This window comes from Ensifer sp. 22521 (assembly GCF_052044795.1).
In the GTDB taxonomy this organism is placed as follows: domain Bacteria; phylum Pseudomonadota; class Alphaproteobacteria; order Rhizobiales; family Rhizobiaceae; genus Ensifer.
The window spans coordinates 83597-109815 of sequence record NZ_JBQENM010000021.1; the positions used below are offsets into that span (position 1 = coordinate 83597).

General features: G+C 61.2%; 24 protein-coding genes. 14 read left to right on the forward strand and 10 right to left on the reverse strand.

Annotated elements, in window-relative coordinates; all coding sequences use genetic code 11:
• Positions 1-25: 25 nt before the first annotated feature.
• The 3 genes from ACTJKE_RS26635 to ACTJKE_RS26645 form a co-directional block, all read right to left on the reverse strand.
• Positions 26-913 (reverse strand): ABC transporter permease subunit, encoded by an 888-nt coding sequence (locus ACTJKE_RS26635; RefSeq protein WP_058327181.1) that lies wholly within the window; start codon positions 911-913, stop codon positions 26-28.
• 7 nt (positions 914-920) lie between these two features.
• Entirely contained in the window at positions 921-1811 is an 891-nt protein-coding gene (locus tag ACTJKE_RS26640) for a carbohydrate ABC transporter permease (protein WP_058327180.1), read from the reverse strand.
• Positions 1812-1886: 75 nt separating this feature from the next.
• Positions 1887-3230, reverse strand: a complete 1344-nt coding sequence (locus ACTJKE_RS26645; RefSeq protein WP_113511243.1) for an extracellular solute-binding protein — start codon at positions 3228-3230, stop codon at positions 1887-1889.
• 322 nt (positions 3231-3552) lie between these two features.
• Here ACTJKE_RS26645 and ACTJKE_RS26650 point away from each other — a divergent pair, with 322 nt between their 5' ends.
• From ACTJKE_RS26650 to ACTJKE_RS26660, 3 genes are all read left to right on the forward strand, one after another.
• Complete coding sequence (locus ACTJKE_RS26650) at positions 3553-3927, forward strand: hypothetical protein (RefSeq protein ID WP_156436856.1); 375 nt, start codon at positions 3553-3555, stop codon at positions 3925-3927.
• A gap of 296 nt (positions 3928-4223) precedes the next feature.
• Positions 4224-4754, forward strand: coding sequence for a YcnI family copper-binding membrane protein (locus ACTJKE_RS26655; protein WP_440661431.1), 531 nt, complete (start codon positions 4224-4226; stop codon positions 4752-4754).
• Between the two features lie 44 nt (positions 4755-4798).
• Entirely contained in the window at positions 4799-6406 is a 1608-nt protein-coding gene (locus ACTJKE_RS26660; RefSeq protein ID WP_058327176.1) for a copper resistance CopC/CopD family protein, read from the forward strand.
• Between the two features lie 693 nt (positions 6407-7099).
• Here ACTJKE_RS26660 and ACTJKE_RS26665 read toward each other — a convergent pair.
• Positions 7100-7300: a hypothetical protein gene (locus ACTJKE_RS26665; protein ID WP_245296086.1), complete on the reverse strand. Its 201-nt coding sequence runs from the start codon at positions 7298-7300 to the stop codon at positions 7100-7102.
• Positions 7301-7552: 252 nt separating this feature from the next.
• Between ACTJKE_RS26665 and ACTJKE_RS26670 the strand changes: the two genes are divergently transcribed.
• Both ACTJKE_RS26670 and ACTJKE_RS26675 read left to right on the forward strand, forming a co-directional pair.
• Positions 7553-8836 carry a DUF763 domain-containing protein gene (locus tag ACTJKE_RS26670; protein ID WP_057249763.1) on the forward strand — a complete coding sequence of 428 codons (1284 nt, stop codon included), beginning with the start codon at positions 7553-7555 and terminating at the stop codon, positions 8834-8836.
• Between the two features lie 159 nt (positions 8837-8995).
• The gene (locus ACTJKE_RS26675) at positions 8996-9190 is read left to right on the forward strand and encodes a hypothetical protein (RefSeq protein ID WP_057249919.1); all 195 of its coding nucleotides are present in this window, start codon (positions 8996-8998) and stop codon (positions 9188-9190) included.
• Between the two features lie 67 nt (positions 9191-9257).
• Here the strand turns inward: ACTJKE_RS26675 and ACTJKE_RS26680 are convergent, their stop codons facing one another.
• The 4 genes from ACTJKE_RS26680 to pdxR all read right to left on the reverse strand — a co-directional run bounded on the left by ACTJKE_RS26680 (position 9258) and on the right by pdxR (position 14904).
• Positions 9258-9728, reverse strand: a complete 471-nt coding sequence (locus tag ACTJKE_RS26680) for an NUDIX hydrolase (RefSeq protein WP_058327175.1) — start codon at positions 9726-9728, stop codon at positions 9258-9260.
• A gap of 139 nt (positions 9729-9867) precedes the next feature.
• A complete protein-coding gene (locus ACTJKE_RS26685) occupies positions 9868-10908 on the reverse strand; it encodes a glutathione synthetase (RefSeq protein ID WP_058327174.1) in 1041 nt (346 codons plus the stop codon).
• Between the two features lie 102 nt (positions 10909-11010).
• On the reverse strand, positions 11011-12840 hold the full coding sequence (locus ACTJKE_RS26690; protein WP_058327173.1) for an ABC transporter ATP-binding protein/permease: 1830 nt from the start codon (positions 12838-12840) through the stop codon (positions 11011-11013).
• Positions 12841-13419: 579 nt separating this feature from the next.
• On the reverse strand, positions 13420-14904 hold the full coding sequence (gene pdxR, locus ACTJKE_RS26695) for a MocR-like pyridoxine biosynthesis transcription factor PdxR (protein WP_058327172.1): 1485 nt from the start codon (positions 14902-14904) through the stop codon (positions 13420-13422).
• A gap of 225 nt (positions 14905-15129) precedes the next feature.
• Here pdxR and ACTJKE_RS26700 point away from each other — a divergent pair, with 225 nt between their 5' ends.
• From ACTJKE_RS26700 to ACTJKE_RS26725, 6 genes are all read left to right on the forward strand, one after another.
• Positions 15130-16248: an ABC transporter substrate-binding protein gene (locus ACTJKE_RS26700; protein WP_058327171.1), complete on the forward strand. Its 1119-nt coding sequence runs from the start codon at positions 15130-15132 to the stop codon at positions 16246-16248.
• A gap of 80 nt (positions 16249-16328) precedes the next feature.
• Positions 16329-17213, forward strand: coding sequence for an ABC transporter permease (locus ACTJKE_RS26705; RefSeq protein ID WP_058321892.1), 885 nt, complete (start codon positions 16329-16331; stop codon positions 17211-17213).
• Positions 17210-17998 carry an ABC transporter permease gene (locus ACTJKE_RS26710; RefSeq protein WP_058321891.1) on the forward strand — a complete coding sequence of 263 codons (789 nt, stop codon included), beginning with the start codon at positions 17210-17212 and terminating at the stop codon, positions 17996-17998. Before ACTJKE_RS26705 ends, ACTJKE_RS26710 begins: the two co-directional genes overlap by 4 nt.
• Before the next feature lie 2 nt (positions 17999-18000).
• Positions 18001-19059 carry an ABC transporter ATP-binding protein gene (locus ACTJKE_RS26715; RefSeq protein ID WP_058327170.1) on the forward strand — a complete coding sequence of 353 codons (1059 nt, stop codon included), beginning with the start codon at positions 18001-18003 and terminating at the stop codon, positions 19057-19059.
• A complete protein-coding gene (locus tag ACTJKE_RS26720; RefSeq protein ID WP_440692958.1) occupies positions 18941-20116 on the forward strand; it encodes a sugar phosphate isomerase/epimerase family protein in 1176 nt (391 codons plus the stop codon). Before ACTJKE_RS26715 ends, ACTJKE_RS26720 begins: the two co-directional genes overlap by 119 nt.
• The gene (locus ACTJKE_RS26725; protein WP_058327168.1) at positions 20113-20922 is read left to right on the forward strand and encodes an inositol monophosphatase family protein; all 810 of its coding nucleotides are present in this window, start codon (positions 20113-20115) and stop codon (positions 20920-20922) included. The genes ACTJKE_RS26720 and ACTJKE_RS26725 overlap by 4 nt, the downstream gene beginning before the upstream one ends.
• Positions 20923-20939: 17 nt before the next feature.
• On the opposite strand, the gene ACTJKE_RS26730 is transcribed toward ACTJKE_RS26725, so the two are convergent.
• On the reverse strand, positions 20940-21869 hold the full coding sequence (locus ACTJKE_RS26730) for a LysR family transcriptional regulator (protein ID WP_440692952.1): 930 nt from the start codon (positions 21867-21869) through the stop codon (positions 20940-20942).
• A gap of 236 nt (positions 21870-22105) precedes the next feature.
• Here ACTJKE_RS26730 and ACTJKE_RS26735 point away from each other — a divergent pair, with 236 nt between their 5' ends.
• Both ACTJKE_RS26735 and ACTJKE_RS26740 read left to right on the forward strand, forming a co-directional pair.
• A complete protein-coding gene (locus ACTJKE_RS26735) occupies positions 22106-22750 on the forward strand; it encodes a glutathione S-transferase family protein (protein WP_058327166.1) in 645 nt (214 codons plus the stop codon).
• Between the two features lie 51 nt (positions 22751-22801).
• Positions 22802-23725 carry a DMT family transporter gene (locus ACTJKE_RS26740; RefSeq protein ID WP_058327165.1) on the forward strand — a complete coding sequence of 308 codons (924 nt, stop codon included), beginning with the start codon at positions 22802-22804 and terminating at the stop codon, positions 23723-23725.
• A gap of 56 nt (positions 23726-23781) precedes the next feature.
• On the opposite strand, the gene ACTJKE_RS26745 is transcribed toward ACTJKE_RS26740, so the two are convergent.
• Entirely contained in the window at positions 23782-24711 is a 930-nt protein-coding gene (locus ACTJKE_RS26745; RefSeq protein ID WP_058327164.1) for a LysR substrate-binding domain-containing protein, read from the reverse strand.
• 304 nt (positions 24712-25015) lie between these two features.
• Between ACTJKE_RS26745 and ACTJKE_RS26750 the strand changes: the two genes are divergently transcribed.
• Positions 25016-26122 carry an extracellular solute-binding protein gene (locus ACTJKE_RS26750; protein WP_058327163.1) on the forward strand — a complete coding sequence of 369 codons (1107 nt, stop codon included), beginning with the start codon at positions 25016-25018 and terminating at the stop codon, positions 26120-26122.
• The last annotated feature ends 97 nt before the right edge of the window (positions 26123-26219 follow it).

A 26219-nucleotide genomic window follows, 5' to 3' on the forward strand; every position in this document is an offset into this window, starting at 1 on the left:
TCTGTTCTGTTTGGGGAAAGCGGGGTCATTTTTCCGTGGCCACGAGGCCGCGAACGAACCACCGCTGAAGGACGGCAACGACGATGAGCGGAGGCAGCATGATGATCAGCGATCCGGCGAGCGTCACGTTCCAGTCCGGCGTGCCGTTGTCGGACGGCAGGAGTGCGACCAGCGACATCATCGTGGTCTTGTATTGGGGGTCCGTCACCATCAGGAGGGGCCAGAGATACTGGTTCCACCCATAGACGAACATGATGGTCGTCAGTGCGAGCATGTTGGTGCGCGAGAGCGGCAGCAGCATGTCGATGAAAAAGCGGATCGCGCCTGACCCGTCCATGCGTGCGGCCTCCGCCAGCTCGTCGGGCAGGGTCAGGTAGAATTGGCGATAGAGGAACGTTCCGGTCGCGGTTGCGATCAACGGCAGCGTGAGGCCGGCATAGGAATTGAGAAGGTTCCAATCGACGGAAACTTCGAAACCGGTGACGGCGGAAATCAGCAGTCGAACCGGCTGAAACAGGTCGGCAGCGACCGCATAGGTGGGCACCACGCGCACCTCGAGCGGCAGCATCAGGGTGATGAACACCATCCAGAAGAAGAAGCCCTTGAGCGGCGTTCTGAAGAACACGATGGCAAAGGCCGTCAGCGCCGATAGCGCCACCTTGCCGACCGTGACGAGGCTGGCCATGACGAAGCTGTTCAGCATCGCTGTTCCGAGGTTGGCGCGCGACCAGGCGGCGCTCATGTTCTCGAAGAGGCGGTCCTGCGGCACGAAGCTGAAGGGTATGGCGTTGACCTGCTGGAATGTCTGGCTGGCGCCCGACACGATGACGATGAAGGGGCCGATCAGCAGCAGGAAGCCGAAGATCATCACGCCATAGGTCAGCGCGTTGGCGAAAGGTGTCCGCTGGATCATGGGAGCCTCACTTGTAATGGACTTGGCGCTCGATGAAGCGGAACTGGATAAAGGTGAAGATCATGATGAGGCCTATGAGCACGAGGCTCTGGGCCGAAGCGCCGGAGTAGTTCAAGCCGCGGAACGCCTCTTCGACGATGCGGTAGACCATCACGTCGGTGCCGTGGTTCGGGCCGCCATCCGTGGTTCGGGCGACGATGCCGTATGTGTCGGCACCGACGAAACCTTCGGTCATCATGATGACCAGCAGGAAGAAGAGTGTTGGCGCCAGCAGCGGGATCTGGATGTCGACTGCGCGGCGGATCGGGCCGCATCCGTCCATCGCGGCCGCCTCGATCAGCGATCGAGGGACCGACTGCAGACCAGCAAGAAGGAAGATGAAGGTGTAGCCCGCCCATTTCCAGGCGAAAACGACAATGACGAGAATAAGGGCATGGCTGCCGTACTTGGCTGGGTTCCAGAAATCCGGAAACGTGGCGTTGACCGATGCCATCAGCCCGCGCTCAGGCGACAGGATGAAACGGAAAGCCATGCCGGCGGCCGGCCCCGCAATCGCGTAAGGCAGAATGTAGAGGAACCGGAACGGTGCGGAGCCCGGCAACTGCCGGTCGACAGCAAGGGCAAGAACAAGGCCAATGAAAATGGTGGCAAGCGTGCCGCAAAGGGCGAATGCCAGGCTGACGCCAACCGAGTTCCAGTAGAGCGGGTCGGCGAATACTTCCTGGAAGTTGGCAAAACCGACGAACTCAGCGGCGCCGCCGAATGGCGGCTCCAGCGTGAAGGCCCATCGCAACACGGCGACCGCCGGCCAATAGAAAAAGAGCAGGATCAAAATGATCTGTGGAAGGGCGAATAGGCTGGGCAGCCACCAGCTGCGAAAGGCCGCACGCTTGTCCATGTGTTGTATTTCCGATGCGCAAGAATAGAAATCGGAGCCTGCCGATGTTGCGGCAGGCTCCGGGCGGATCAGATGTTAGTTCAGGGTCTGTCCAGCGTAGGTCTTCTCGAAGCGACGCAGAACGGCGTTGCCGCGTTCAACCGTCTTGTCGAGCTCGGCCTGGACGTCTGCGTTCTGCATGAAGATCGCTTCGAGGGCGGTCGCGAACTCCTTGCGGATCTGCGTGAAGCCGCCGAGGCGGATGCCGCGGGTGTTTTCAGAGGTCGGGGTGAAGGACAGGCTCTGGATGGCGAGTTCACGCCCCTTGTAGGGTGCCTTGTCGTAGAACCCGTTGGCCTTCATGGCGTCGAAACCGGTCTTGGTCACCGGGATATAACCCGTCACCGTTGACCACCACTCGGCCATTTCCGGCGTCGCAAGGTAGTTGAGGAAGGCGGCCGCGCCCTTGTATTCCGCTTCCGGACGACCGGCGAGCACCCAGAGCGATGCGCCGCCGACGAGCGAGTTCTGCCGCTCCGTGCCCTTCCATACGGGCAACATGGCGACTTCCCACTTCACACCTTCGGGAAGGGTCTTGCCGATCGTGCCGTGGTCGGCGATCGAGGTCTGTATCATCTGGCAGGTCTGGGACGTGAAGGCGGGGACGATGTCCATGCCGAGTTGCTTGGTCTTGACCACGAAGAGCTTCTCGTCGGCCATCTTCTTGAAGAACTTCACGTGATCGACGAACTTGGTCTTGTTGACGACAAGCTCGGCGTCCAACCCGTTGTAACCGTTGGCCTTGGTGGCGAGCGGCTGGTTGTGGATGGCCGAGAACTGCTCCATCAGCGGCCAGGTGTCGAAATTGAAGGCGAGCGGGCATTCGTGACCGGCGGCCTTCAGCTTGCGGGCAGCTTCCTCGACCTGTTCCCAGGTGTCCGGCTTGAAGTCGATGCCGGCCTTCTGGAAGGCGTCGACGTTGTAATAGAACATGGCCGTCGAGGAGTTGAACGGGAAGGAATTCAGCTCGCCTTTTGCCGTGGCGTAATAGTTGGCGATGCCGCCGAAATAGTTGTTCCAGTCGATGGTGTAGCCGTTGTCGGCCATCAGCTTCTTGGCGGGCACGAATGCGCCCGACAGCATCATGTCCAGGGTGCCGGCATCATAGATCTGGGTGATTGCCGGCTGCTTCTTGGCGCGGTAGGCGGCAATCGTGTTCTGCAGGGTCGTGTCGTATCCATTTTGAGAGGTGCAGACGATCTCGAACTCGGACTGGCTGTCGTTGAACTTCTTGCAGGCATCCTGGACACGTTCGCCAAGATCACCCGAAAGGCCGTACCAGAATTCGAACTTCGTCTTTTCGGCTGCGGCCGCCGACGCGCCAAACGCGACGCTTGCCATCAGGCCGATGAATACGGACGTAGTGACGGAGACTCTCATTGCAAAACGCTCCTTGCAGATTGGCGGGATCGGTGGCACGAATGAAGCCGGGCGCTTGCTAACAGTTGAGTGTGACAGTCCTTGCCAATCTGCATGATGGAAAAATGAAAGTTTGATTACGCTTGTCAGGCGGCGGCGCGCTCCCTGGTTGCGGCAGGTCTGTTCTTGCCGGGGAGCCCGAAGAATAGCGGCGCTCGACTGTCCGGTACGTTGGACTTCACGCGGATGCTTGCTGTGGAGCAAGGAAGGGGGCGGGCGTACCGGCTAGCTATGCGGTGGCTCCGGACATTTTCGGAGACAGCGTAGAAGGAGCTTGATTGTGGTGAGGCGACGCAACGGTTGGGGACTGGCGTTCATCGCTGCCTGCCTGTTCGTGCTGCAATCGGTCGCCGGCGCATTTGCCTTCAGCTCGATGCCTGCCTTCTCGCAACTCGACGCTTTCGGCAATGCACTGTGCATCAGCGCGGATCACGCCAGCAACGGCAATCACGACGGCGGCCATGGCAAGGCTGCCGATTGCTGCCTTCTTGGATGTTGCGTGTCCTCGCAGGTCTTGGCGGCGACTCCGCAGCCTGGCGACGATCTTAACCACCAAGTCGCGTCGGCGGTGCACACGTTTTGGTCCGCGGCAGAGCCGTTGCCGGCGGGCGAGCATCGCCTCGGTTATCCTCGCGCGCCCCCTCGGCTGCTCGCCTGATCGGTTGCGTTCGCTCCAGCCTATGTCGGGGGGAGGGATATCCTCCCCTGGCGTCCGCCGGTCCATCGCGACGATCTTCGACGCCTCCCGACGTCCCTGTCGTGTGCTCCAAGCCTGACTGCAGGCCGGTCTTGAGCCAACGGGGACCCGTGCACTGACCGTCTTGTGCGATCGCTGCCCGCCACCGACCAAGAATGTCGGCAACCTTTTCCGGATCACTGCATCCAATCCCTGACAGCCGCGGGGGGATTTCCCGCGACCCAACACAAGCCCAATAATCTCAAAGGAATAGCCATATGTTGTCGAAACTCATCACCACCGCTGCCTTCATCGCGATAGGCACCACGGCAGCTTTTGCCCACTCCACGCTCGAAACAACGGAGGCGCATGTCGGCGCGTCCTACAAGGCCGTCATCCGCGTCCCGCATGGATGCGAGGGCAAGCCGACGATCGCTCTGCGCGTTCAGATCCCGGAAGGCATGATCGCCGCAAAGCCGATGCCGAAGCCGGGCTGGACGCTGGAGAAGGTCAAGGGAGCCTACGAAAATTCCTATGACTACTTCGGCACGCCGATGAAGGAGGGCGTGAACGAGGTCGTCTGGAAGGGCGGCAGCCTGGCCGACGACGAATATGAGGAGTTTGTCTTCCGCGCGTTTCTGACTGAGGGCCTGCCAGTCGGCAAGACACTCTACGTGCCGCTGGTGCAGGAGTGCCCTGATGGCGCGACCGAGCGTTGGATCGAGGTCCCGGCAGAAGGCAAGTCGAGTGACGATCTCGAATATCCGGCGCCCGGCATCAAGCTGCTTGAAAAGAAAAGCGGGCACTGAGCAGCGCAACGTGGGGGCGAGGGCCAAGTGACCGGAGATCACGCATGATGCTGGTATCATCGAGCTTCACTCGTCTTGCGAGGCTGGTGGTGATCGCGCTCTGCGGGATCCTCATGCATGCCGCCGCGACCTTCGCCCACGCATCGCTCAACACAAGTGAACCGCAGGATGGCGCGGTCGTCGGCACCGCGCCATCGGTCTACGTGCTGACCTTCAGCGAGCCGGTTTCGCCGTTGTCCTTAAAGCTCGTCAGACCGGATGGAACAGCGATCCCGCTCGAGCGGTTCGACCTGAAGGATCGAGTGGTCGTGATCGCGGCGCCATCCGATCTTGGGCACGGCACACATGTGCTCAGCTGGCGCGTGACCTCTACCGACGGGCATCCGATCGGTGGATCGGTCGTCTTTTCTGTCGGCGCGGCCAGCACCGCTCCGTTCATGAACGAAGACGAGATCGACTGGGCCGTGCGCGCCGGTCTCCTCCTATCGAAGCTCGCGCTTTACGTGGGGCTGTTCATCGGCGTCGGCGGTGTGTTTTCGCGCCACTGGCTGCTCTTTGGCTCGCGATCAGGGTGCAAAGTCGTTGCAGCAGCGCTCGGTATAGGGCTTCTCGGCGCACTTGCCGCTGTGGGTTTTCAGGGGCTCGATGCACTGGGCGTTTCCGTGACGCAAATTGTCGAGCCGGTCGTTTGGTCCACGGCGATGGCAACCAGCTTCGGCGGTACGGCCATTGCCGCCTTCGCTGCCTTTTGTGTGGCCGCCATCGCTCTGCCGGCGAAGGGTCGGTCTGCTCGACTGTCATCTCTCGTCGCGCTGATCGCGTCATCCGTCGCCTTGTCGCTGAGCGGCCATGCATCGACAGCCGAGCCGCAATGGCTGATGCGTCCGGCGGTCTTCCTGCACGTCGCCACGATAAGTCTCTGGGTTGGAGCGCTCGCTCCCCTGGGCCTCGCGTTGCGGCGCGAAGACCCGATGGCTCTTCAGGCGCTCGGCCGGTTCTCGGCGTTCGTCCCTTACGTGCTCGTTGTTCTTATCGTGGCGGGTTTCATCTTGGCCTTTGTGCAGGTGGAGAAGCCGCAAGCGCTGCTGGAAACTGCCTATGGCCAGGTGCTCATGGTCAAGATGGCGTTGCTGTTCGGACTGTTTCTGTTGGCGCTTGCAAATCGCTGGCGCCTGACGGAACCGGTAATGGCTGGCGAGCGGGCTTCGGCGAAGCGGCTGGTCCGCTCGATCGCCGCGGAAACACTGATCGTCGTCCTGATCTTCGGCGCCGTTTCTTGCTGGCGCTTCACGCCGCCGTCGCGCGTGCTCTTAGCTCTGGCGGTTCGGCCTGCAAGCGTTCACATCCACACGGACAAGGCGATGGTCCTCGTTGAGGTCTTGCCCGGACGGGTGGGCGAGGTCGACGTATCGATCAACCTCGCCACGGGCGAAGTCGAACCGCTTGCCGCCAAGGAGGTGACGCTCGTCCTATCCAAGCCTGATTCCGGCATCGAGCCGTTCAAACGTGCGGCAGCGCGGAGCGGCGACGCAGATTGGCGGATCGAGCGCGTGAACATACCGCTGGCGGGCACCTGGCAGGTACGTGCCGATGTTCTGATCAATGACTTCGAGAAGGTAACGCTGAGCGATCAAATCATCATTGGGCCGTGAGCGCGGAGGCCGCCGCACAATCTCGCGCGCACGCCAGCGGATCGCCTGTGGGCGTTCAATCGCTACTGCCGTGGAGGTGTTCCGTCTAGCCCTGGCTGGTTATCCGATAGACCGTTTAGGTTCATTGCCTTCGGATGAAGCCTCTGTCAGCCTTTTCCGATTGCGGTTGCGCCGACGTCGCAGTCCCCGCTGCAGCGGCCAATCGCAAGCCTGACTCTGGGCCTCTGCTTGGCTAGTGGAGGCTCTTTTTTTGGACGCGGGCGTGGGCGGTAGCCGACCGGAGGCGGTCCGCTCGACATAAATCGCGGATCACGTCCCGCATTAATAATTTAGAAATATCGAATGTTCATTCTGCTCCGCCATGCGCGGTTTCCTGCTGATGGCGATTTACGCGGGCGGATTGTGGGTGGTCGACACGACGATGTGTGAAGGCCGCTACACCCAGGAGTTTGGGCATGAGGTTCAATCCGCGACCAGACAGGCCCGGTATTGGCTGAACGTCCAATTGAACTTCCTGGCCGCCCGCTTCTAACTGACCATTGCTACGCGGTGCCGGAGAAGCGGGAAGCCGACCGGGAGGGGCGGAGTTTAGGCGGAAGTCCTTTCACGGAAGCCGCTGTCGAGAGCATTGTGCGCTGCCTGCGTGACGTCGATGTCGTGAATGTGGCTTAATCTCCATCATCAGATCGCCGATTACCAAATACGTCTCGGCGCGTCGCTTTCCTTTTTCGCGATGGCGGTCTCAAGCTGCTCGTGCGATCCCCCCAAGGCAACAACATAGAGTTCCAGCGCAGTCGTCAGAACGTTCGTGCGACGTACGGAGATATCGCTGGTCGAAGCATCGCCTAAGGAGGCAACCATCAATCGAACAGCTCTGTTTTGGAACTCACTCATTCTGCAACCTGTTCAAATGCCATTTGGTGCGGAGCATATCGCCGATTGCTGAACCCTATCTTAAGCGCAAAGGTAGTGTAGGTCGTGGCGCTGAGGTTTTACTCAAGCTGGCGAAGTCGAACCTTCATGGGGGCAAGGTCTCGTCATGACCATTCGGCTTGCGACCGTGGTCTCGCCGACTGCCGGCGCAAATGAGAACGTTTAGAGAACTTTCCTGTGTGACTGCACCATCTGCCGGTGTATAAGAGCCGGATGGTCCAGAGAGCAGGCAGTGCAGATCTTCCGCTTCACGGTGGCCGGGTTCCCCGGTGGCTTGGCGAGCGCATGACGAAACTTGGTGCGATCATCACCCAGGCGATCGTCATCGAATATGGTCGAGACGAGTTTCTTCGGCGGTTGGCACATCCGTTCTGGTTTCAGTCTTTCGGATGCGTCATGGGCATGGACTGGCACTCTTCCGGCATCACCACCAGCGTCATCGGCGCCCTGAAGCGTGGTTTGTCGCCTCTGTCAGGCGAACTCGGTATTCATGTCTGTGGCGGTCGAGGGCGGAATTCCCGGGAGACCCCCGGCGAGCTGATTGCAATTGGCGAGCGCGTGGGCCTCGATGGAAGTGGCCTGGCGACAACCAGCCGCCTCGTCGCAAAGGTCGACAGTGCAGCAGTTCAAGACGGCTTCGACCTTTACCTGCACGGTTTTATCGTCACCGACGACGGCAAATGGGTCATCGTGCAACAGGGCATGAACGGCGAAAAGCGGCAGGCCCGGCGCTACCATTGGCTTTCGGAGGGGATCACCAGCTTCGTGGATTCGCCCCACACGGCGATCGAAGGCGCGCGGCAGGGCGAGATCGTCAACCTTGCCGACCGCCGCGCCGCGGCCTCGCGCAATAGCCAGCTCGATCTTCTGGCTTCGCTGGGGCCGGATCGGATCGTCCGGGAGGTCGCAGCCATCGAGCCAAGGCGGGTGACTAAGCAAAGCGCGCAGCCAATGCTGCCGCATCTGATTATGCCTGAACATCACGACGTGCGCGAAGAAGACGTCAATATGAAACGCCTGCATGCCACGCTCGCTGCGGCCGCCGACCGTGGCCCAGAGGATTTCGAGCATCTCCTGCTGGTGCCGGGCGTTGGGGCGCGCACCGTCAAGGCGCTGGCGATGGTGGCCGAAGTGGTGCACGGTGCGCCATGCCGGTTCGCCGATCCGGCGCGCTTCTCGCTCGCCCACGGAGGCAAGGATCGCCACCCATTCCCGGTCCCCCTGAAAGTCTACGACGAGACAATCCGGGTGATGAAGTCCGCCGTGTCGAAAGCGAAGCTCGGTCGTGACGAAGAGATGCAGGTTCTCAAGCGCCTCGACGATCAGGCTCGCCAGTTCGAGAGATACGTGACCGGCCCGGATCTCAAGGAGATCGTGGCCGGCGAGTTTCGACAATCGCAAGAGTTCGGCGGTCGCAGCGTCTTTGGCTGGGAAGGGCCGGAAGAACCGTCGAGAGATGCAGGGCGGTCACGCCGTCAAGGCAACCGCGACCGGTAGGCGGCTCAATGCGACCGCAAGGCGTTGCAGCGAATCTCTTTCTTTGATCTCTTCGAGGAGTTCTCGCCGGAACTCAAACCTCCTCCCAAGGGTTGGAAGGTCGTGCGAACAAGCTTGCGAGGGCGAACCAGCAGAATCCACGTCAAGAGGAGTCTCGCGATGGAAGAACTGCAGAGCATCACGGTATCTGAGGAACGGCTCGAGGATTGCCGGGACGTCGTTGAACTTGACCTCCAGCTTTTGATCCGCGAGACGATCGACTCCGGGTTTTCGGTGGAGGAGGTGTTGATCGCGATCAGTGAGCTGGTGGCGGAAGATTTCGCCCACGCCGTCAAGGTCGCCAGCGTCCACTAGAGCATCCCGCATTCAAGTGGAATCACTTGAAGCGGAAAGATGCTCTGGAAACCAAACGCGCGGGGCTCTAGGGAACGCGTTGCTGTCCGAAACGGAGTATCCGGTCGCGCAGCGAAGGCTCGGCGACACGCTTCGCCGCTTCCCGATAGTCGAACCAGGCGAGCTTTCGCTCTCCCTTCTCGGGGAATTTCCCGCGCATGCGCGTGACTTCCAGGGGGTGGAGTTGAACCCTGCAGGAGATCTTGAGCCCATGGTCCAGCCTCTTCTTGTAGAAGTAGTGGCCGAAAGGAAACCTCTGGCAGGGGCCCTTCACGCCAGCCTCTTCAAAGGCTTCTCTCGCAGCCACCTCATGCGCGCGCTTTCCTTTCATCGGCCAGCCCTTCGGAATGACCCAGCGTCCGGTGTCCCGGCTGGTAATGAGAAGGATCTCCAGTGTGTTGTCTTTGCGAAAGCGATAACACAAGGCCGCGTACTGCATGCGCGGCGGCCGGCGAAGCATCAACTGCACGTCAGAGACAATCTGGTGTAGAAAATTCACAGAAACGCTATCTCCTTTGTCGCCCTATGCGGCAAACGGGCTCTGCCTGCCACTCGCGGACAGTAACATCCGGATCGGCGGTTCTGTTCCGTCAACACATTGCGCGAAAGTGGAGCGCGCGACGGATTGGGCCGCCAATTCAAAGCGTTGACAGGATCCGATTGCTGAGTGATCCCCGATAGGTCTTTTTGATATCCACCTTGTTTTCCAGCGAGTCCAATATCTCGTCGCAGAAATCGATGTCGAGGAGTTCGCGAATGGTCTGGAGGCCGCCAGGCGTGAATACGTTGATCTCGAGAAGCTTGTCGCCGACGATATCAAGGCCGACCAGGAACATGCCGTCTTCAACCAGCTTCGGCCGTAGCGTCTCGGCGATCGCCAGCATCTCCTTCGTAATGTGGGCCGGCTTTGGAGTGCCGCTTGCGTGGATGTTGGACCGGACGTCTCCCTTGGGCGGCACGCGTCTGAACGCAGCATAGACGTCGCCCCTGTGCAGCGGTCGTCCGTTCATCAGGAACAACCGCGTATCGCCGTCCGACGCCTTCGGAAGGTAGCTCTGCACGATAAGATAGCCGACGACGCCGACAGCCTCGACAATTTGGGTAAGATTGCCCTCCGTGCTGGTACCCACCCGGAAGACGTTTCGACCGCCAGAACCCTGCAACGGTTTGATGATCACCCCCTCGGAGTGGCTGTCAATGAACGTACGGATTTCATCGATGTCCTTGGAGATCAAGGTTGTCGGGCGAACGGTCACCGGGAAATCCTGGAAGTAGAGCTTGTCCTGGGCCAATGCCAAGCCGCAGGGATCGTTGACAACGATCGTACCGCGCTCCGCGGCGAGACGGCCGAAATTCGCCCCGGCGTGAGATGCCCAGGGTCGGTTTTCGGCGTCCTCCGACGGATCGTTGCGAAGCAGCAGAACGTCCACTTCTTCGACGTTGACGATGGTTTTGTCGGCGTCCGTAAGTGCTCGCAAGAGCGTCTCGGGCTTCTTCGGTCGCGTGCCGACGAAACCGGCCGCCCGTATCATCAGTGTATCGTCAGGGCGCAGGATAAAATCACCAGGCGTGACGTAAAGAACCTCGTGTCCGCGAGAGAGCGCGGCAAGCGCCAATGCGGTCGTCGTATAGGCCGGCGCTTCGGTTTCGAGTGCGTTGACAAGGAGGGCAATACGCATTGGGGCTCCTAGCTTCGGGGGAATTTGATCGCTGTTCACGCCGCGTCACAAAATGAATGCGCGGCACATGACCCAAGAAATAGGGCGGGCCGCCGGTGGCAGCTACTCCTGCGTATCGCGCCAGTCGGTAATTGGCGTTTTCGTCGCGATGCCGTTGTCGATGGTGAGCACGCTATCGAAGAAATCGACCCCGCTTTCTGACTGGATCGACGAGGTGTCGTGCATAACGGCGATCACCGTCGCCTCCGGGCAATGGCCCTTGATCGATTGATGGAACGCCCGAACCGCGTCGCTATCAAGGGCGCTTGTCGCCTCGTCGAGGAAGAGCAGGCCTGGCCTTAATAGCAGGATTCTCGCAAGGACCAGTTTCTGCTTCTCGCCTCCCGACAGAAGCTTGTCCCAGTTCTGCCCATCGCGACCATCGCTCGAAAGCCCTTCCGTAATTTCTTCGAGCCCGGCTTCCTCCAACGCCGATACGACAGAGGCGACGTCATGGGCGTCAGCCTCATCCGGCAGGCAGACGAGATCCTTCAGGCAAACACCCTGGAGCTTGACGTCCTGGGCAGCGTAGAGGCTTCGCACGTTCTCCGGCGTCGTGATCGTGCCGCGTCCGTGTGCCCACAGACCGTTGATTGCCTTCAGAAGCGAAGTCTTGCCGCTTCCAGATTCACCGACCACCAAGGTCCACTCTCCGGGAAGGAAATTCAGTTCGTCAGCGGTCAGGAAAGCCTGGTCATCGCCGGCATGCATGAGCTCGACCGCTTGGATCGTAAGTCCGCGCGCGGTGTCCTGGGTCTTGTACTCGAACACCGAGGGGCCGCTGCGAGCATAGTAATCCTGCGGCTGCTGCACCGCTTCTATTGCTTGGGCAAGCTCGGTGATCCGGTGTGCATTCGCCCTGAGCGTCGCGATGTCGGGCATCGCATGGATGAACCACGAGCATTCGTTGATCAGAGCCGTCGCCAGCTCGGCGCCGGTGACATAGTCCTGCAGGCTGATCGTTTTGTCGACGTAGGGGAGTAGCCCTGGCGCATAGGCAACGATGCGTGAGCCGAGGAAATTATGCACCAGCTCGAAGCCCATGTAGCCGGCGGTCACGCGGTTGAGCCTCGTCCAGGTGTGGTCGATCTCGCGATATCGGCGCCCGTTGATGGCCTTCTGCGCCGGTTCGCCCTTGATGACCGCAACATGAAAACTACGGTGCAACAATTGGTTCAATTCGCTGCGATAGCTGCCCTCGGCCGATTGAATGCGTGTGGACAGGCCCTGCAGGACACTGCCGAGTTTGGCTGCGATGAACGTATTGAGCGGCACGTAGATCGCGATCGCCAGAAACATCAGGCAGGCGCTGCCGTAGCTGCCGAGCAGATCAAGCCCCCTGACGGGGCTCGATGTTTCGATCAGTTTGCTCCCGACGAAGCCAAGCGACAGCACGACGCCGGCGATGCCCACGCCAAGACCGATGGCACCTCCTGTCATGCCCTTTATGGCTTCCTGTACCCTCTGGTCGATGTTGTCGGGCGACGAGCTCTCGCCTTCGGTCGCGGCGCCAAATCCGTTCTGCTGAAGGTGGAAATGGGTATGGTTGGAATCGAGCAGCGCCTGGTTGAAGCGTTCATCCAGCCACTGGCGCCATTTCCGGTGGAGTGTGGTCGAGAAGAAATGGCGGACCGCAGTGAACCCGGCATCCCTGATGATCGCGATCGCCGCGAGCGTTGCCGCGGTGATCAGGAGCGACGAAGGCGTGGTGGGCACGGTGGGGTGGTGAAAGTTGGCGATCCGATTGACGAGCTCGCCGGACGTCAGGGCGAAGTAGACGCTTGCTTGCGCCGACAATCCGGTGAGCAGCAGGATGAGAAAGGTTAAGCCCCATGCCTCGCGCCAACGTTCGGAGAGCCAGTAGGCCAGCAACAGGCCCCAGAAGCTGCGCATGGAGGAAACAGGGCTGCTCCGGCGCGGTCGTTCCCGGCCGAGGGTCCATTTGACCAGTGCTGCTGTTCGTTGTGCGTTGCTGCGCACGACCTCACTTAAAGCCATCTCCATGAACTGGGGCGAGGATCGGGCTTGTCAAATCCGAAGAATGCAGCGGCAGAGGGATCAGGGTCCTTGCCAGTTGCCGATGCCCTTTTGTCTCCGAGGCTTAAGCGTCGGAGATTGAAATGCCGTCGCGGTCAATTTTGCGGGTTCACGCTCATCGGTTCCGATCGCCTGGAGGGCTGCTGCGAGCAATCCGTCGCGGAGAGCGACGCTTCGCCGTCGCCTGGTGAGCCGCCACTTCCCTTTGTCGGGCCTCTGGCGGCCTCGAAGCATTGCGCCTCAAACGAAATTGAACTCCAGGTGGTGAGCGATGTGGAACATGTCCGCGAAGGTCATGCGCTCCGGGGCGCGCAGCCGAAGCCGGCCACTGTGCACCCATTCGTCCGCGTAGCGACCGGGCAGGAAGTCGTATAGGCACCTGACAGAAGCAGTTTGGCGGTCGAGAGGCTCCTCGCCTCCGCTCCCGATGTTGGCTTACGTTCGGGCGATCGCTTCGGCCAGCCGAAGAAGAAGAGGTCTCATCCGATCCGCCGGAACACCGGCATAGCCGAGAATGAGCGCAGCCGGCTGAGGCGTCGCGATCGTGTAGTCCGACAGCGGATAGCATTGCAGTCCCGCATCGAGCACGGCGCGGTGCGAGGCCTGGTCTTCACGACCGTCTTGCAGCCAAGCGAGTGCGTTGAGCCCGCTTTCGGAACAGTCAACGCGGGCAAGTCCTGCAAGGACGTCCCGCCCGGCTTGCATGAACGCCTCGCGGCGCTCGGCATAAAGGCCACGCATGCGGCGCAGATGACTGGCAAAATGTCCGCCGCCGATGAACTCGGCGAGCGCGAGCTGGGTTTCGACCGGCACGCTGCGATGGATCAGTGCCGACAGGTTGCGGAAAGCACCGATCAGTTGCGGTGGCAAGACGAGATAGCCGATACGCAGACCCGGATAGAGCGCTTTGCTGAAGCTGCCGGCATAGATCACGCGTCCGTTGCTGTCGATGGAGCGCATGGAGGGAAGCGGCGCGCCGTCATAACGGAATTCGCTGTCGTAATCGTCCTCGATGATCCAGGTATCGTTTGCTCGCGCCCATTCGAGGAGGGCAAGCCGGCGCGGCAGCGACAGTGTGACACCGAGCGGGTGGTGGCGCGATGGCATGACGAAGGCGAGCCGCGCATCGGGATAACGAGCCATGGCTCCTTCGACATCCAAACCGTCTGCGTCGACATTCGTTGGGCACAGCCGCAGCTCGAGCGTGCGGAACAGGTTGCTGGTGGTGACGGGCCCCGGGTTTTCGAACCATATCCCGTCGCCAGGATCGGCGAGCGCCAGGACTGCGAGCGTGAAGGCGGCATGCCCGCCCGGCGTGATGACGATCTGCTCGGGATCGCAGGGATCGCGCCGATGCAGGGCCAGATATTCGGCAATCCTCTGCCGCAGAACCAGCTCGCCCGCAACGTCGCCATAGCCCATGGCCACGGCCTTGCCGCCGCGCGTCACCGAATTCCAGCATTTCCGCCAGACGGCAAAGGGAAACCGGTCGAGCGCCGGACGGTTGGGGAGGAAAGGCCTGTCTTCCATCTGGCCGATATCGGCTGACATCCGGCGTGACAGCTCGCCAATACGCGACAGGCGCGGCGGTGCAGTCTCTGCGGCATCCCGCGGAGTTGGGGTGAACCGGTGTTTCGCGGATTGGCGGGGCAAGGCCGCCGACACGAAGGTGCCGGCTCCCTGTCGGGCTTCCAGATAGCCCTCTGCTTTCAGGTTATCGAGCACTCGCACCAAGGTCTGGCGCGACAGGCCCAACTCCCCGGCAAGGATGCGGCTCGCAGGCAGGCGTGTTCCGGCACGCAGGTGTCCCTTGAGGATCGCCATGCGCAACTGATCCTGCACCTGGCGGAATTTCGGCAGGGCGATCGCGGCATCGAGGCGAAGGAAAGGCAGGATCGGGCCTTCAAGCTGTTTGACCACCGATGCATCTCCAAAATTGGTACAGTCAATTTCACCATAATGGACGTTTATTCGTTGTCCAATTGTTACATCCTGTCCCTACACGAAAACGCACCGATGCAGCCCTCCGCAGGACGCAGACAAGGTGCGGGGGAACCGGAACTGACGGCGGTGCCGACGACCGGATGCAAGGACAGAAGTAGCCATCGCCCACGATCCGTCGCAGACGGTCAACAGGAGGAAACCATGAAGAGACTTCTATCGCGCGCAACGAGCCGCGCCTTCATCTCCACCCTTGCCCTGGCCGCGGCGCTGCCGGGTATCGCCCGCGCCGAGGCTTCGCAAGAACTCGTGGCAGCCGCCACCAAGGAAGGCACGCTGACAGTCATCGCGCTGCCCCATGACTGGTGCAACTACGGAGAGGTTATCGCCGACTTCAAGGCGAAATATCCGGGCATCGAGGTCAACGAGCTGAACCCCGATGCCGGCACGGCCGATGAGCTGGAAGCGATCCGGGCGAACAAGGGCAATACGGGCTCGCAGGCACCAGACGTCGTCGATCTCGGCCTGGCCTTTGCGCCGGCCGCCGCGCAGGAGGGCCTGCTTCAACCATACAAGGTGGCGACCTGGGACGAAATCCCTGACAACATCAAGGACGAGAAGGGCTATTGGTACGGCGACTACTACGGCGTCATGGCATTCGGTGTGAACAAGGACCTGCTTGAGTCCGCACCGGCCGACTGGTCGGATCTGTCGAAGTCCGAATACTCCGGGGCCGTGGCGCTGACCGGCGACCCGCGGTCCTCGGCGCAGGCGATCCTGGCGCTGATGTCGGCAGGCATCGCGCGAGGCGCCAAGCCTGGAGCGGAATCCGGCGGCAAGGGCCTTGAGCTTTTTGCCGAACTGAACAAGTCCGGCAACTTCGTGCCAGTGCTCGGCAAGGCCGGCACGATCGCACAGGGGCAAACGCCGATTGTCGCTGCCTGGGACTACAATCTGCTGGCCTGGCGCGACGCGCTGAACGGCAATCCGCCGATGGACGTGGTCGTGCCGGCAAGCGGAGTCGTCGCCGGCGTCTATGTGCAGGCGATCTCGGCCTATGCGCCGCACCCGAACGCCGCCAAGCTCTGGATGGAATATCTCTATTCCGACGAGGGTCAGACCGCCTGGCTGAAGGGCTACTGCCACCCCGCGCGTTTCAACGCCATGCTGAAGGCCGGCAAGTTCCCGCAGGAGCTGCTCGACAAGCTGCCGCCGGCCGAAGCCTATGAAAAGGCAATCTTCCCGACAGTCGATGAACTTTCCGCCAACAAGACCGCGGTGGTCGAGGGCTGGGACAAGGTGGTCGGCGCCAACGTGAAATAACTCTCCCGGTCGGCCGGAGGCTTACCTGTCAGGAGGCCTCTCGCCAGCCTTTGGCGCAATTTATTCCAGGGACAAATCCGATGACGACAAGCGTCGCATCCCTGCCGGCGGCCTTCAAGCCGCGGCAGGTCCTCAGCTGGCTCGGGGTTGCCCCTTTCTTCCTCTTTGCCACGCTCTTCCTCATCCTACCCACTCTCAACATCGTGCTTGGCGCGTTCCGCAACGCTGAGGGACAGGTGACGCTTGAGAACCTTGGCAAGCTTCTGGCGCCCTCGATACGGTCGGCCTTCTGGATTTCGATCGAGCTCAGCCTGCTGACCGCAGTACTTGGATGTCTTTTCGGTTTCCTGATCGCTGCCGCCATAACCCTCGGTGGCCTTCCGCGCCCGTTGCGCAATGCCATCCTCACTTTCTCGGGCGTCGCCTCGAATTTTGCCGGTGTGCCACTCGCCTTCGCCTTTATCGCAACACTCGGCCGCCTCGGTTTCGTGACCATGCTGTTGCGCCATTGGTTCGGCATCAATCTTTACGGGGCCGGCTTCAACATCGTCTCGTTTCTCGGGCTGGCACTTACCTATCTCTATTTCCAGATTCCGCTGATGGTGCTGATCATCACGCCAGCACTGGAGGGGCTGCGGCGCGAATGGCGGGAGGCGGCGGAAAGCCTTGGCGCCAGCGGTTTTCAATACTGGCGACTGGTGGCGTTGCCGGTGCTGTGGCCCTCGCTTCTCGGCACGCTCGCTCTGCTTTTTGCCAATGCCTTTGGTGCTGTTGCGACCGCAATCGCACTGACCGGCTCATCACTCTCGATCGCGCCGATCGTACTGTTTGCGCAGATCCGCGGCGACGTGCTCAACGATCCGCATCTGGGCTACGCCATCGCCTTTGCCATGATCCTGCTGACCGCCATTGCCAACGCGATCTACATCCTCCTGCGCATGCGTGCGGAAAGGTGGGTCAAATGACGGAGAGACGCCTCTGGTCCTGGCTCGCCGTCGCCTTGGGCGGGCTCTACTTCCTGCTGCCGCTCGTCGGCATGTTCGATTTTTCCATGCGCATGCAGCGCGATGGCTACAGCTTCGAAGCCTATCGTGTCGTGCTGGCCGATCCGCAATTCCAGCAGACCTTTGGCTATTCGGTGGTGTTGGCACTGCTGACGATTGCACTCGGCATCCTGATCGTGGTCCCGACCGCCTATTTCGTGCGGCTGCGTTTTCCCGGGTTGCGCCCGATCGTCGAGTTCCTGACGCTGCTGCCGCTGGTCATTCCGCCGATCGTCATCGTCTTCGGCTATATCCGCATCTACAACACGTCCTCGGCCCTGCCGCTGACGGGAAGCTGGTGGGGCACCAACCTCCTGCTTCTGTTCGGCTATGCGACGTTGTCGCTACCTTACATGTATCGCTCGGTGGACACGGGCCTTCGCACCATCGATATCGGCAGCCTGACGGAGGCGGCACAGAGCCTTGGGGCCGGTTGGGCGCGCATTCTCGCCGTCGTCATCCTGCCGAACGTCTTCGTCTCGGTACTCTCAGGGGCTTTTCTGACCTTCGCGATCGTCATCGGTGAATATGTTTTCGCCGCGTTGCTCAACGTCGGGTCCTTCGGTCCGTACATGGTCTGGATGGGCGGCAACCGCGCCTACGAGCCGTCGGCGCTCGCGGTGGTGGCCTTTGCCATTACCTGGGCCTGCATGGGGCTGATCCAGCTTTTCACCCGCTTTTCCAAATTCTCTACCGTGAGGCGTTGACCATGGCCTTTCTCGACATCCTTCATCTGGAAAAGTCCTTCGGCGCGCAGCGCGTCGTCAAGGATTTCAATCTCAATATCGAGAAGGGCGAATTCATCTCCTTCCTCGGGCCCTCCGGCTGCGGCAAGACCACGGTCCTGCGTATGGTCGCCGGCTTCGAGACGCCGACGTCCGGCGCGATTTGCATCGACGGGCGCGATGTAAGCGGCTTGGCTGCCAACCGTCGCAACATTGGGATGGTGTTCCAGGCCTATGCACTTTTTCCCAATCTTACGGTTGAGCAGAACATCGGGTTCGGCCTGCGAATAAAGGGCGAGGGAAAGGCAGCGATCAGCGCGCGTGTTGGTGAAATGTTGGAGCTGGTCGGCCTGCCGAAACTCGGCGAGCGCTACCCGTTCCAGCTTTCCGGCGGCCAGCAGCAGCGGGTGGCCTTGGCGCGTGCGCTCGCAATCCGGCCGCAGGTTCTGCTGCTTGATGAACCTCTATCGGCCCTTGACGCGAAGATACGCACGAGCCTGCGGGAGGAGATCCGCCGTATCCAGCGTGAGCTCGGCATCACCACCATCTTCGTGACGCACGATCAGGAAGAGGCGCTGTCGATGTCGGACCGCGTAGTGGTCATGCATCAAGGCATAGCCGATCAGGTCGGCACGCCATTTGAAATCTACAATCGGCCGGCGACGCGTTTCGTGGCGCAGTTCGTTGGGACACTCAATCTTCTCGACGCCCGCCTCCTCGACGCAGCCGCGGGGCGGGTAGGGCTGGGGGATATCCCGGTGGCGCTGAACCGGGAACTGCCCGGCCGGGCTGGTGACCGGTTGAGCCTGGCGCTCCGGCCGGAAACAGTGGTGCTGGGGCGAAAAGACGAGGGCAGCGTCGTTCTCTCCGGCCATATTGCGGAGGTGCATTTCCTGGGGTCTGTGATCCGCATCCGTGTCGCGGTTGCCGGTCAGTTCGTCTCGCTCGACACCTTCAACCAACCCGACACGCCGCCGCCTTCGGTCGGCACCCCGGTCGAGGTCAGCATTTCTGATCGTGACCTGCTCGTTCTTGCCGCCTGACGAAGCTCGTGAAGGAACCGGGATGGTGACCGATATGCCATGGGAAATGACGCATCGTCCGAACTGGAGGCAGAGGATAGAGGGGCTGTCGGCCGAAAGTCGCGCGCGGCTCGCTGCGCGGGCACGACGCGCGCCGCTGTTTGCCCATGCCTATGCCTTTCACCTGAACTTCCGCTTTGGCGGCATGAAACCCTTGGATCTAGTTGAATTCGCGAGAGAGCAGCGTCTCGCGGGCCTCAAGATTCATGTCGAGGACGGCGAGCAGGCAAGTCTCGCCAGAATGCCGGACGAGGCGTTGAGCGCCTTTGGCGCGGCGGTGAGCGGGTTCAATCTGGAGCTGCATGTCGAGACCAGCACGACGGAACTTGCCGGGCTCTCGGATGCGGTGCGCATCGCGCTCTTGACCGGAGCCACCTCGCTTCGCTGCTACCCGCGTTACGAAGGGCGGGTTTCTGAGATCGTTGCGTGGACGATCGCAGATCTCAAGCGGCTTGAGGTACTCGATCCTGAAGGCAGGCTCCGGTTCACGCTTGAACAGCATGAGGATCTAAAATCAGCAGAGTTGATCGAAATCATCGAGGCGGTCGCTAACCCGCGCCTCAGCCTCCTGTTCGATTTCGGCAACATGATCAATGCGTTCGAAGCGCCGATGTCGGCCCTGGCAGCGCAGGCGCCATACATCACCGAGGTACATGTCAAGGACTGCCTCGTGCGGGCGGACCGCGGGGGTTGGGCGCATCTCGCCTGCCTGTCTGGAAACGGCGATTTGCCGATGCTCGCGATGTTGGTGGAACTCTTGCTGCTTGGCGGCGACAGGCCCCAGGTCCTGGCCTTCGGGCTGGAAGAGGAGGAGGGCTACTTCGCGCCTGCACTCCGCTTTGCTTCCGAGGCCGGGGACCCGTTCATTCCCGCCCGCTCGCCAAGCTTCACGACGATCGGAACGGGCAATCAGGAGACGCGGCTGCGCCAGGAGATAGCGGCCGCCCACAGGCAGGTCGAAACCGTCCGAAGCCTGTTGCAGAAAATCATAACCCAAGCTGAGAAGGTCCAAGAATGACGGCCGAACACGTCTGCCCGCCGGCGTTTCTGGCATTCGCCCACGAACTGGCCGATGCCGCCGCCACCGTTATACGCCCCTATTTCCGCCAACGGCTGGAGATCTCAGCCAAAGCGGACAGCAGTCCCGTTACTGAAGCCGATCGCCTTGCCGAAATGACGATGCGACAGATGATCGAGATGCGCTTTCCTGACCACGGCGTTCGTGGCGAGGAGTTTGGCGTTTCCAACGCGGATGCGGAATGGGCTTGGGTGCTCGATCCGATTGACGGCACGAAGTCTTTTGCTTCCGGCTCGCTGGCTTTCGGTACCCAAATCGCTCTCCTGCATCAGGGCACGCCGCTCCTTGGCATCATCGATCAGCCGGTAACAAACGAACGCTGGGTTGGCCAGCGCGGATGCCCGACCCTCTTCAACGGTGTACCGGTCCAAACGAGCGATACGGCCCGCCTCAAGGAGGCGATCGTCTATACGTCGGCCCTTGAGCAGTTCGATCTCGATGCCAGAGAGCGCTTCTCGCGCCTGGCCGCCGGCGCGCGTTTCACGCGCATGTCGCATGATTGCTACGCTGCCGGCCTGCTCGCGCTTGGTAGCGTTGACCTCCTGGTCGAGAGCAACGTGTTCGATTACGACATCCTTCCGCAGATACCCATCATCGAAGGGGCGGGCGGTATCGTTACGGACTGGGAGGGCCACCCACTGGCTGACACACACAGGTACGAGACAGTCCTCATGGCAGCAAACGAGACGCTCCATGCCGAAGCGCTCGGTCGGTTAAAGCGCGGGAAGTACCCGGCAGTGGACTAGTGGGCCAGTCGCATTTTCTAACGAGAGGGGTCGGAGGGATGATGCCCTTCGAATAGCGGGCGATGTTTCGTGAGCGCCTGACTTGCAAACTCGGTAAAGGCGCTGACACGGGCCGTGCGGCGCAGATCCTCGTGGGTGAGAAGCCAGAGTTCCCTCGTCATTTCAGCAACCGGCGGGCCGATGCGCATCAGGCCGGACGTCGTATCGCCGAGATAGCAAGGGAGAGCGGTAAGCCCGATGCCGGCTGCTGCCGCTTCGCGCGCGGTAACCAGCGAGTCACAGCGCAGCACCGCTGGCACCGGCAGCGTCGCGCGCATCCATCGTGCGACGCTTGTGGAAGCAAGCGCATCGCCGAGCCCAACCCAGCGTTCCCTCGCGAAGTCGATCTCGTCGACTGATGCCAAGCCGCGTTCGTGCAGGTAGGAAGGTGCCGCATAAACGGCGAAGGCAACACTCGCGATCCGGCGGCCAACGAGAGCGTCGGGGGAATCGACGGCTGGGCGAATGGCGACGTCCGCGTCGCGGTGGGAGAGATTTGCCAGGGCATTCGACGTGCTCACCTCAAGCAGGACGCCGGGGTGGCGCTGCTGGAAGGCAGCCAGTATCGACGGCAAAATCGAAGTCATGAGGGTATCGGTGGTGGTGATCCGCAGGCTGCCTTCCAGACGCAGATCTTGTCCCGTCAGGCGCCGTTCGAGTTCAGTGACCGTTTCGGCCATCTGCCGCGCCACCGCGAGCAGTTCCTCGCCCCCGGCAGTCAGCGTGTAGCCGGACGGGAGGCGATCAAACAGCCGAACACCCAATTTCTGTTCGAACGATCCGACGCGGCGGAGCACGGTGGTGTGATTGACGCCGAGCGCGCGGGCGGCAGCGGCAAGAGAATTCGCCTCCGCGACCGCCAGGACAAAGCGGAGATCTTCCCAGTCGATTTGGTGGTGGCTGTGCATGATTGCGCAAACTTACAACAGGGAAGCGGACCGGGCGAGCGAAGTTGCAGTGCTGTCCCCGTCATTCTCGGTCGGGAAAGCCGATCTCGATCAGGCGTCTTGGTGTTTGGTCGGCGCGTTGTGGTGGATGTGCAAATATGCAGTGTTAAGCGGCAAAGAGACAGATCGCACTGCGAGAAAGCACGGTCTAACTAAATAACCACGATCGGGCGGGCCGGTCGATGGAGACACGCAGGATGACCCCCATCCAACTTTACACCTACCAGACGCCGAATGGTCACAAGGTCTCGATCATGCTGGAGGAGACCGGACTGCCCTATGATGTTCACGTCATCGACATCGAGGCCGGCGAGCAGAGGACACCGGAGTTCCTGGCCCTCAATCCCAACAACAAGATACCGGTTATCGTCGATCCGGATCAGGATCGCACCGTCTTCGAATCGGGCGCGATTCTGCCCTATCTCGCCGCGCGATCCGGTGTGCTCTTGCCCGGCTCCGATGCCGAGCGCATCCAGGCGCAAAGCTGGACTTTGTTCCAGGCAGCCCATGTCGGCCCGACATTGGGTCAGCTTTGGAACTACAAGGTCTTTGCACCGGAGAAGATCCCCTATGTCATCGGCCGCTTCGAGGCGGAAGCAAACCGTGTCTACCGGGTGCTCGAAGGGCAACTGGCGCGCTACTCCCACATCGCGGGTGAGGCATACGGCATTGCCGATGTGATGACCTGGCCATGGATCCATGCCGGTCTTACCAAGCTCGGCCTCACGCTCGACGCAACGCCCCAACTCGCCCGGTGGTACATGGCGGTCGGTGCCCGCCCGGCTGTGCTGCGCGGACTTGTCGTCCCGCGGCTGCCGGTCCGCGAGAGCATCAGCGCCTGATCCTTTCTCCCTATCCACGCTCAACGTCATTCTCATCAAGGAGGTCCCGTCATGGAGACCCTGTTCGTCCCAATGGCTCTGGTTGCGGGCGGTCTGCTCGCGGTTCAGGCCGGCGCCAATGCGCAGCTTTCGAAAGCGGTCGGATCACCGTTCGCGGCGACCACGCTCCAGCTCGCGATTGGCACCGGTTTGCTGTTTCTCGTCGCCCTGTTCACCGGGACCCTCGCCGTGCTTGGCGCGGTTCCGCGGGCTGAGTGGTGGCATCTCATCGGAGGCACTGCCTCGGCCGTCTACGTCGTCTCGACGATCGTTCTATTTCCCCGCCTCGGCGCAGTGGTATCGGTCGGCCTCTTTATCGCCGGGCAGATGCTCGCTTCTCTCGCACTCGATAGCTTTGGGCTGCTTGGTGTGGCGCAAACCGGGCTTCGGGCCGGAGCCGCGGCTGGCACGCTTGTCGTGCTCATCGGTGTCGGCATGGTCGTGTTCGGCCAAGGCGCAAAGGAGAACCTTAAAGCCGACAAACTTGGATGGATCGCCTTGGCACTCGTGGCCGGCGCGGTCCTCCCGGTCCAGGGGGCCGTCAATGCACTGCTGCGCCAGGAGCTTGGCGGTGCGCCGTTTGCGGTGGGCGCGATCTCGTTCTTCGTCGCCACGCTCGCCATGGCAGCGGTGATGCTGGTGGCGCTCGCCAGGCAGAAGACACCTCGCCCCAACATCGGCGGCGTGCAAACCATGCCCTGGTGGGGTTGGCTCGGCGGTTTCGCCGGAGCGACTTATGTCACCACGGTGTTTACTGCGATCCCGGTGATCGGCGCTGCCGCAGCCGTTGGTTTCACTGTCGCAGGTCAGCAGGTCGCAAGCGTATTCGTCGATCGCTACGGCTGGTTCCGCCTCCCGCAAAGGTCGGTGTCGGGCTTGCGTCTTGCCGGTGTGGTGCTGCTGCTTGCGGGTGTCGCTCTCATCAAACTCGTCTGAAGCAAGACGCACCTTATCGCAGTCGGCGATCCGCCGACTGCCCGAGAACTTCCATGTCACTCAGTCGCTTGGCTGGTCACACCCATTCCGAGCTGCATTTCCTGTACGGTGGCGCGCGTCGCCTCAACATAGGCATCAACGAGATGGCGATTCTTTGTATCGCGAAGCCAGCAGAGGCTGAGGTCAGATACAATGTTGGGGCGGAAGGGCCTGATCGTGAGGTGATCGCGCTGGCCGTAGGCGAACACCGGGTCGACAATGGCAATCCCGAGCCCGTTGGCGACCATTTCACACACCGCCGGCGCAAGGGTCGCGTCCATGATGTAATTCAGGCGGGTGCCGTAGCCATCAAGTGTGCTTTCGATCTTCTGCCGGATGCGGTTGTCGGCGGCAAAGCCGATATAGGGCTCGCCGTCGATGTCGGCCGGCTCGACCTCTTGTTTCGCCGCGAAGCGATGGCCCGCCGGCGCTATGCAGACAAGGTCGCCGCCGCGTAGGGGAACACACTCGATATAGGGGTTGTCCGTATTGCGATTGATCAGGCCGATGTCGACCTGTTTGGAGAGCAGCCATTCAACGATGAATTGCGAACTGCGGATCACCACGGAAATATAGGCATCGCCATACCTGGCAAGAAAGCGCTTGTTGGTGTGGCTGATGAAGGGACCGGACAGGGCCGGCATCACGCCAACGGAAATTTGCCCAAGCTCCTCGCGCCGGATCAGGTCGACGGCGCGCTCGATCTGCTTGATACCGGCAAAGACACGATCAATCTCCTTGTAGAGCCGCATCCCGTGTTCCGAAGGGATGAGCCGGCCCTTGACGCGATCGAACAGCGCAAGTTCCGTATCCTCTTCCAAATGCGCTAATAGCTTGCTCACCGCAGGTTGCGAGATATGCAATATCTCGGCTGCACGGCTGACCGTTCCACATTCGATCACGGCCTTGAGGGCCTCGATTTGTCGCAGGTTCGGTGCGCGCTTCATTCCATAACTTCTCAAAAGGGGGCGGCCTGCAATCACCCTAGCGCCGTCACCGGATGTTGACAATGTGACCGCTCGCTATGCTGGAAAACACCGGCGACCGGCGCCGCGACGCGAATTGCGATCCTATAACCTTTTGGAATAGAGGCAGACTCAAAAACAATTAGACGGGTCAAAATTGCTGCGCCTATCTATGTGCAGGCTGCAGTCGGATCTATCCGGTTGCGCGATTGGCGATCGGCCCGGCATTGCGCCACGCACGGACCGACGCTCATCAAGTCACGCTGGGAGGCGCGAGGAGGAACAAATGATTATCGGGCAGAAGATCAATCGCAGGAACGCACTCAAGCTGCTGGGAGCTGGCAGCGCGACGCTGCTCGCAGCACCGTACATCATCCGGCCGGCCAGCGCGCAGAGCTCGGTTCTCAACATCACCACATACGACAAGTTCCTGCCGCAGGACTTCATCGAGCAGTTCCAGAAGGAAAGCGGCATTGAGGTGCGCATCCGTCTGACGGACGACCAGGGCAAGCAGTACAATCTTCTCACGGCAGAAGGCGCAAATCCGACCACCGACATCGTCACCGTTGCGGGCCATCGCTATGGCCAGTTCATCGGCTCGAAGCTGGTACAGGCACTGGACACAGCCAGGCTGCGCAATTGGTCGAACCTCAACCCGGCCTATCAGGACGCGTCCTGGGCGCGTTACGAGGGCAACCTGTGGGGGTTGCCGATCCTGGCCGGCTACGAAGGCCTGGTCCGCAATACGGACTACGTGCCGGAGGCCGACAGCTGGGGCATCATGTTCGACGAGAAATACGAGGGTCTGACCGCGTACCTGGCGGGCGACTTCATGTCGATCACCATGAAATATCTCGGCCATGATGGCGATTTCGTCACCTACACCGACAAGGCTGAAGAGGCCCGCAAGGCCGCAAACGAGGCACGAGACTTCCTGATCAGGCACAAGCATATGGTTCGCAAATACTACGATGCAGCCAGCGAAGTGCAGCAGATGTTCATCAACGAGGACATCCACCTCGCGCAAGCCTGGTCTGGCCCGGCCGCCAAGCTGATCATGGACGGCGTGCCAGTGAAACTGTCCGTTCCGAAAGAAGGCACCTACGGGTTCTGCTACACGCTGAACATCGTCAACAACGCGCCTAACGCCGAGAACGCCTACAAACTGTTCGACGCCATCCTGGCCAATCCCGAGGTCGGAGCGGCGATGACGCGCACGTCCGGCTTCAGCTCGACCATCTCGGGCGTCGACAAGCTGCTCAACGACAAGGAGCGGCTGGCTTCGACGTTGCCGCAGGACGAACTTGAGCGCGTCACCTTCTTTAGCTCGACTAACCGTTCGCTGAAAAACGAAATCATTGATCGCGCCGTCGCCGAACTGAAGGCGGCTTAAGCAACCATAGAGCGGCGACTGGCCCTGGCCCCGTTTTAACGACGGGGTCAGTACGACGACGCACGTCCGGTCGCCGCCCAACGGGTCAAGGTTTGGG

Excerpts from the sequence above, each read along its gene's own strand:
- ACTJKE_RS26660 (WP_058327176.1), top strand. The coding sequence starts at position 4,799 with ATGATGCTGGTATCATCGAGCTTCACTCGTCTTGCGAGGCTGGTGGTG.
- ACTJKE_RS26710 (WP_058321891.1), top strand. The coding sequence starts at position 17,210 with ATGACGGAGAGACGCCTCTGGTCCTGGCTCGCCGTCGCCTTGGGCGGG.
- ACTJKE_RS26715 (WP_058327170.1), top strand. The coding sequence starts at position 18,001 with ATGGCCTTTCTCGACATCCTTCATCTGGAAAAGTCCTTCGGCGCGCAG.
- ACTJKE_RS26635 (WP_058327181.1), bottom strand. The coding sequence starts at position 913 with ATGATCCAGCGGACACCTTTCGCCAACGCGCTGACCTATGGCGTGATG.
- ACTJKE_RS26730 (WP_440692952.1), bottom strand. The coding sequence starts at position 21,869 with ATGCACAGCCACCACCAAATCGACTGGGAAGATCTCCGCTTTGTCCTG.
- ACTJKE_RS26750 (WP_058327163.1), top strand. The coding sequence starts at position 25,016 with ATGATTATCGGGCAGAAGATCAATCGCAGGAACGCACTCAAGCTGCTG.
- ACTJKE_RS26735 (WP_058327166.1), top strand. The coding sequence starts at position 22,106 with ATGACCCCCATCCAACTTTACACCTACCAGACGCCGAATGGTCACAAG.
- ACTJKE_RS26640 (WP_058327180.1), bottom strand. The coding sequence starts at position 1,811 with ATGGACAAGCGTGCGGCCTTTCGCAGCTGGTGGCTGCCCAGCCTATTC.
- ACTJKE_RS26700 (WP_058327171.1), top strand. The coding sequence starts at position 15,130 with ATGAAGAGACTTCTATCGCGCGCAACGAGCCGCGCCTTCATCTCCACC.
- ACTJKE_RS26675 (WP_057249919.1), top strand. The coding sequence starts at position 8,996 with ATGGAAGAACTGCAGAGCATCACGGTATCTGAGGAACGGCTCGAGGAT.
- ACTJKE_RS26645 (WP_113511243.1), bottom strand. The coding sequence starts at position 3,230 with ATGAGAGTCTCCGTCACTACGTCCGTATTCATCGGCCTGATGGCAAGC.
- ACTJKE_RS26685 (WP_058327174.1), bottom strand. The coding sequence starts at position 10,908 with ATGCGTATTGCCCTCCTTGTCAACGCACTCGAAACCGAAGCGCCGGCC.
- ACTJKE_RS26690 (WP_058327173.1), bottom strand. The coding sequence starts at position 12,840 with ATGCGCAGCTTCTGGGGCCTGTTGCTGGCCTACTGGCTCTCCGAACGT.
- ACTJKE_RS26745 (WP_058327164.1), bottom strand. The coding sequence starts at position 24,711 with ATGAAGCGCGCACCGAACCTGCGACAAATCGAGGCCCTCAAGGCCGTG.
- ACTJKE_RS26705 (WP_058321892.1), top strand. The coding sequence starts at position 16,329 with ATGACGACAAGCGTCGCATCCCTGCCGGCGGCCTTCAAGCCGCGGCAG.
- ACTJKE_RS26665 (WP_245296086.1), bottom strand. The coding sequence starts at position 7,300 with ATGAGTGAGTTCCAAAACAGAGCTGTTCGATTGATGGTTGCCTCCTTA.
- ACTJKE_RS26655 (WP_440661431.1), top strand. The coding sequence starts at position 4,224 with ATGTTGTCGAAACTCATCACCACCGCTGCCTTCATCGCGATAGGCACC.
- ACTJKE_RS26725 (WP_058327168.1), top strand. The coding sequence starts at position 20,113 with ATGACGGCCGAACACGTCTGCCCGCCGGCGTTTCTGGCATTCGCCCAC.
- ACTJKE_RS26670 (WP_057249763.1), top strand. The coding sequence starts at position 7,553 with ATGGTCCAGAGAGCAGGCAGTGCAGATCTTCCGCTTCACGGTGGCCGG.
- ACTJKE_RS26740 (WP_058327165.1), top strand. The coding sequence starts at position 22,802 with ATGGAGACCCTGTTCGTCCCAATGGCTCTGGTTGCGGGCGGTCTGCTC.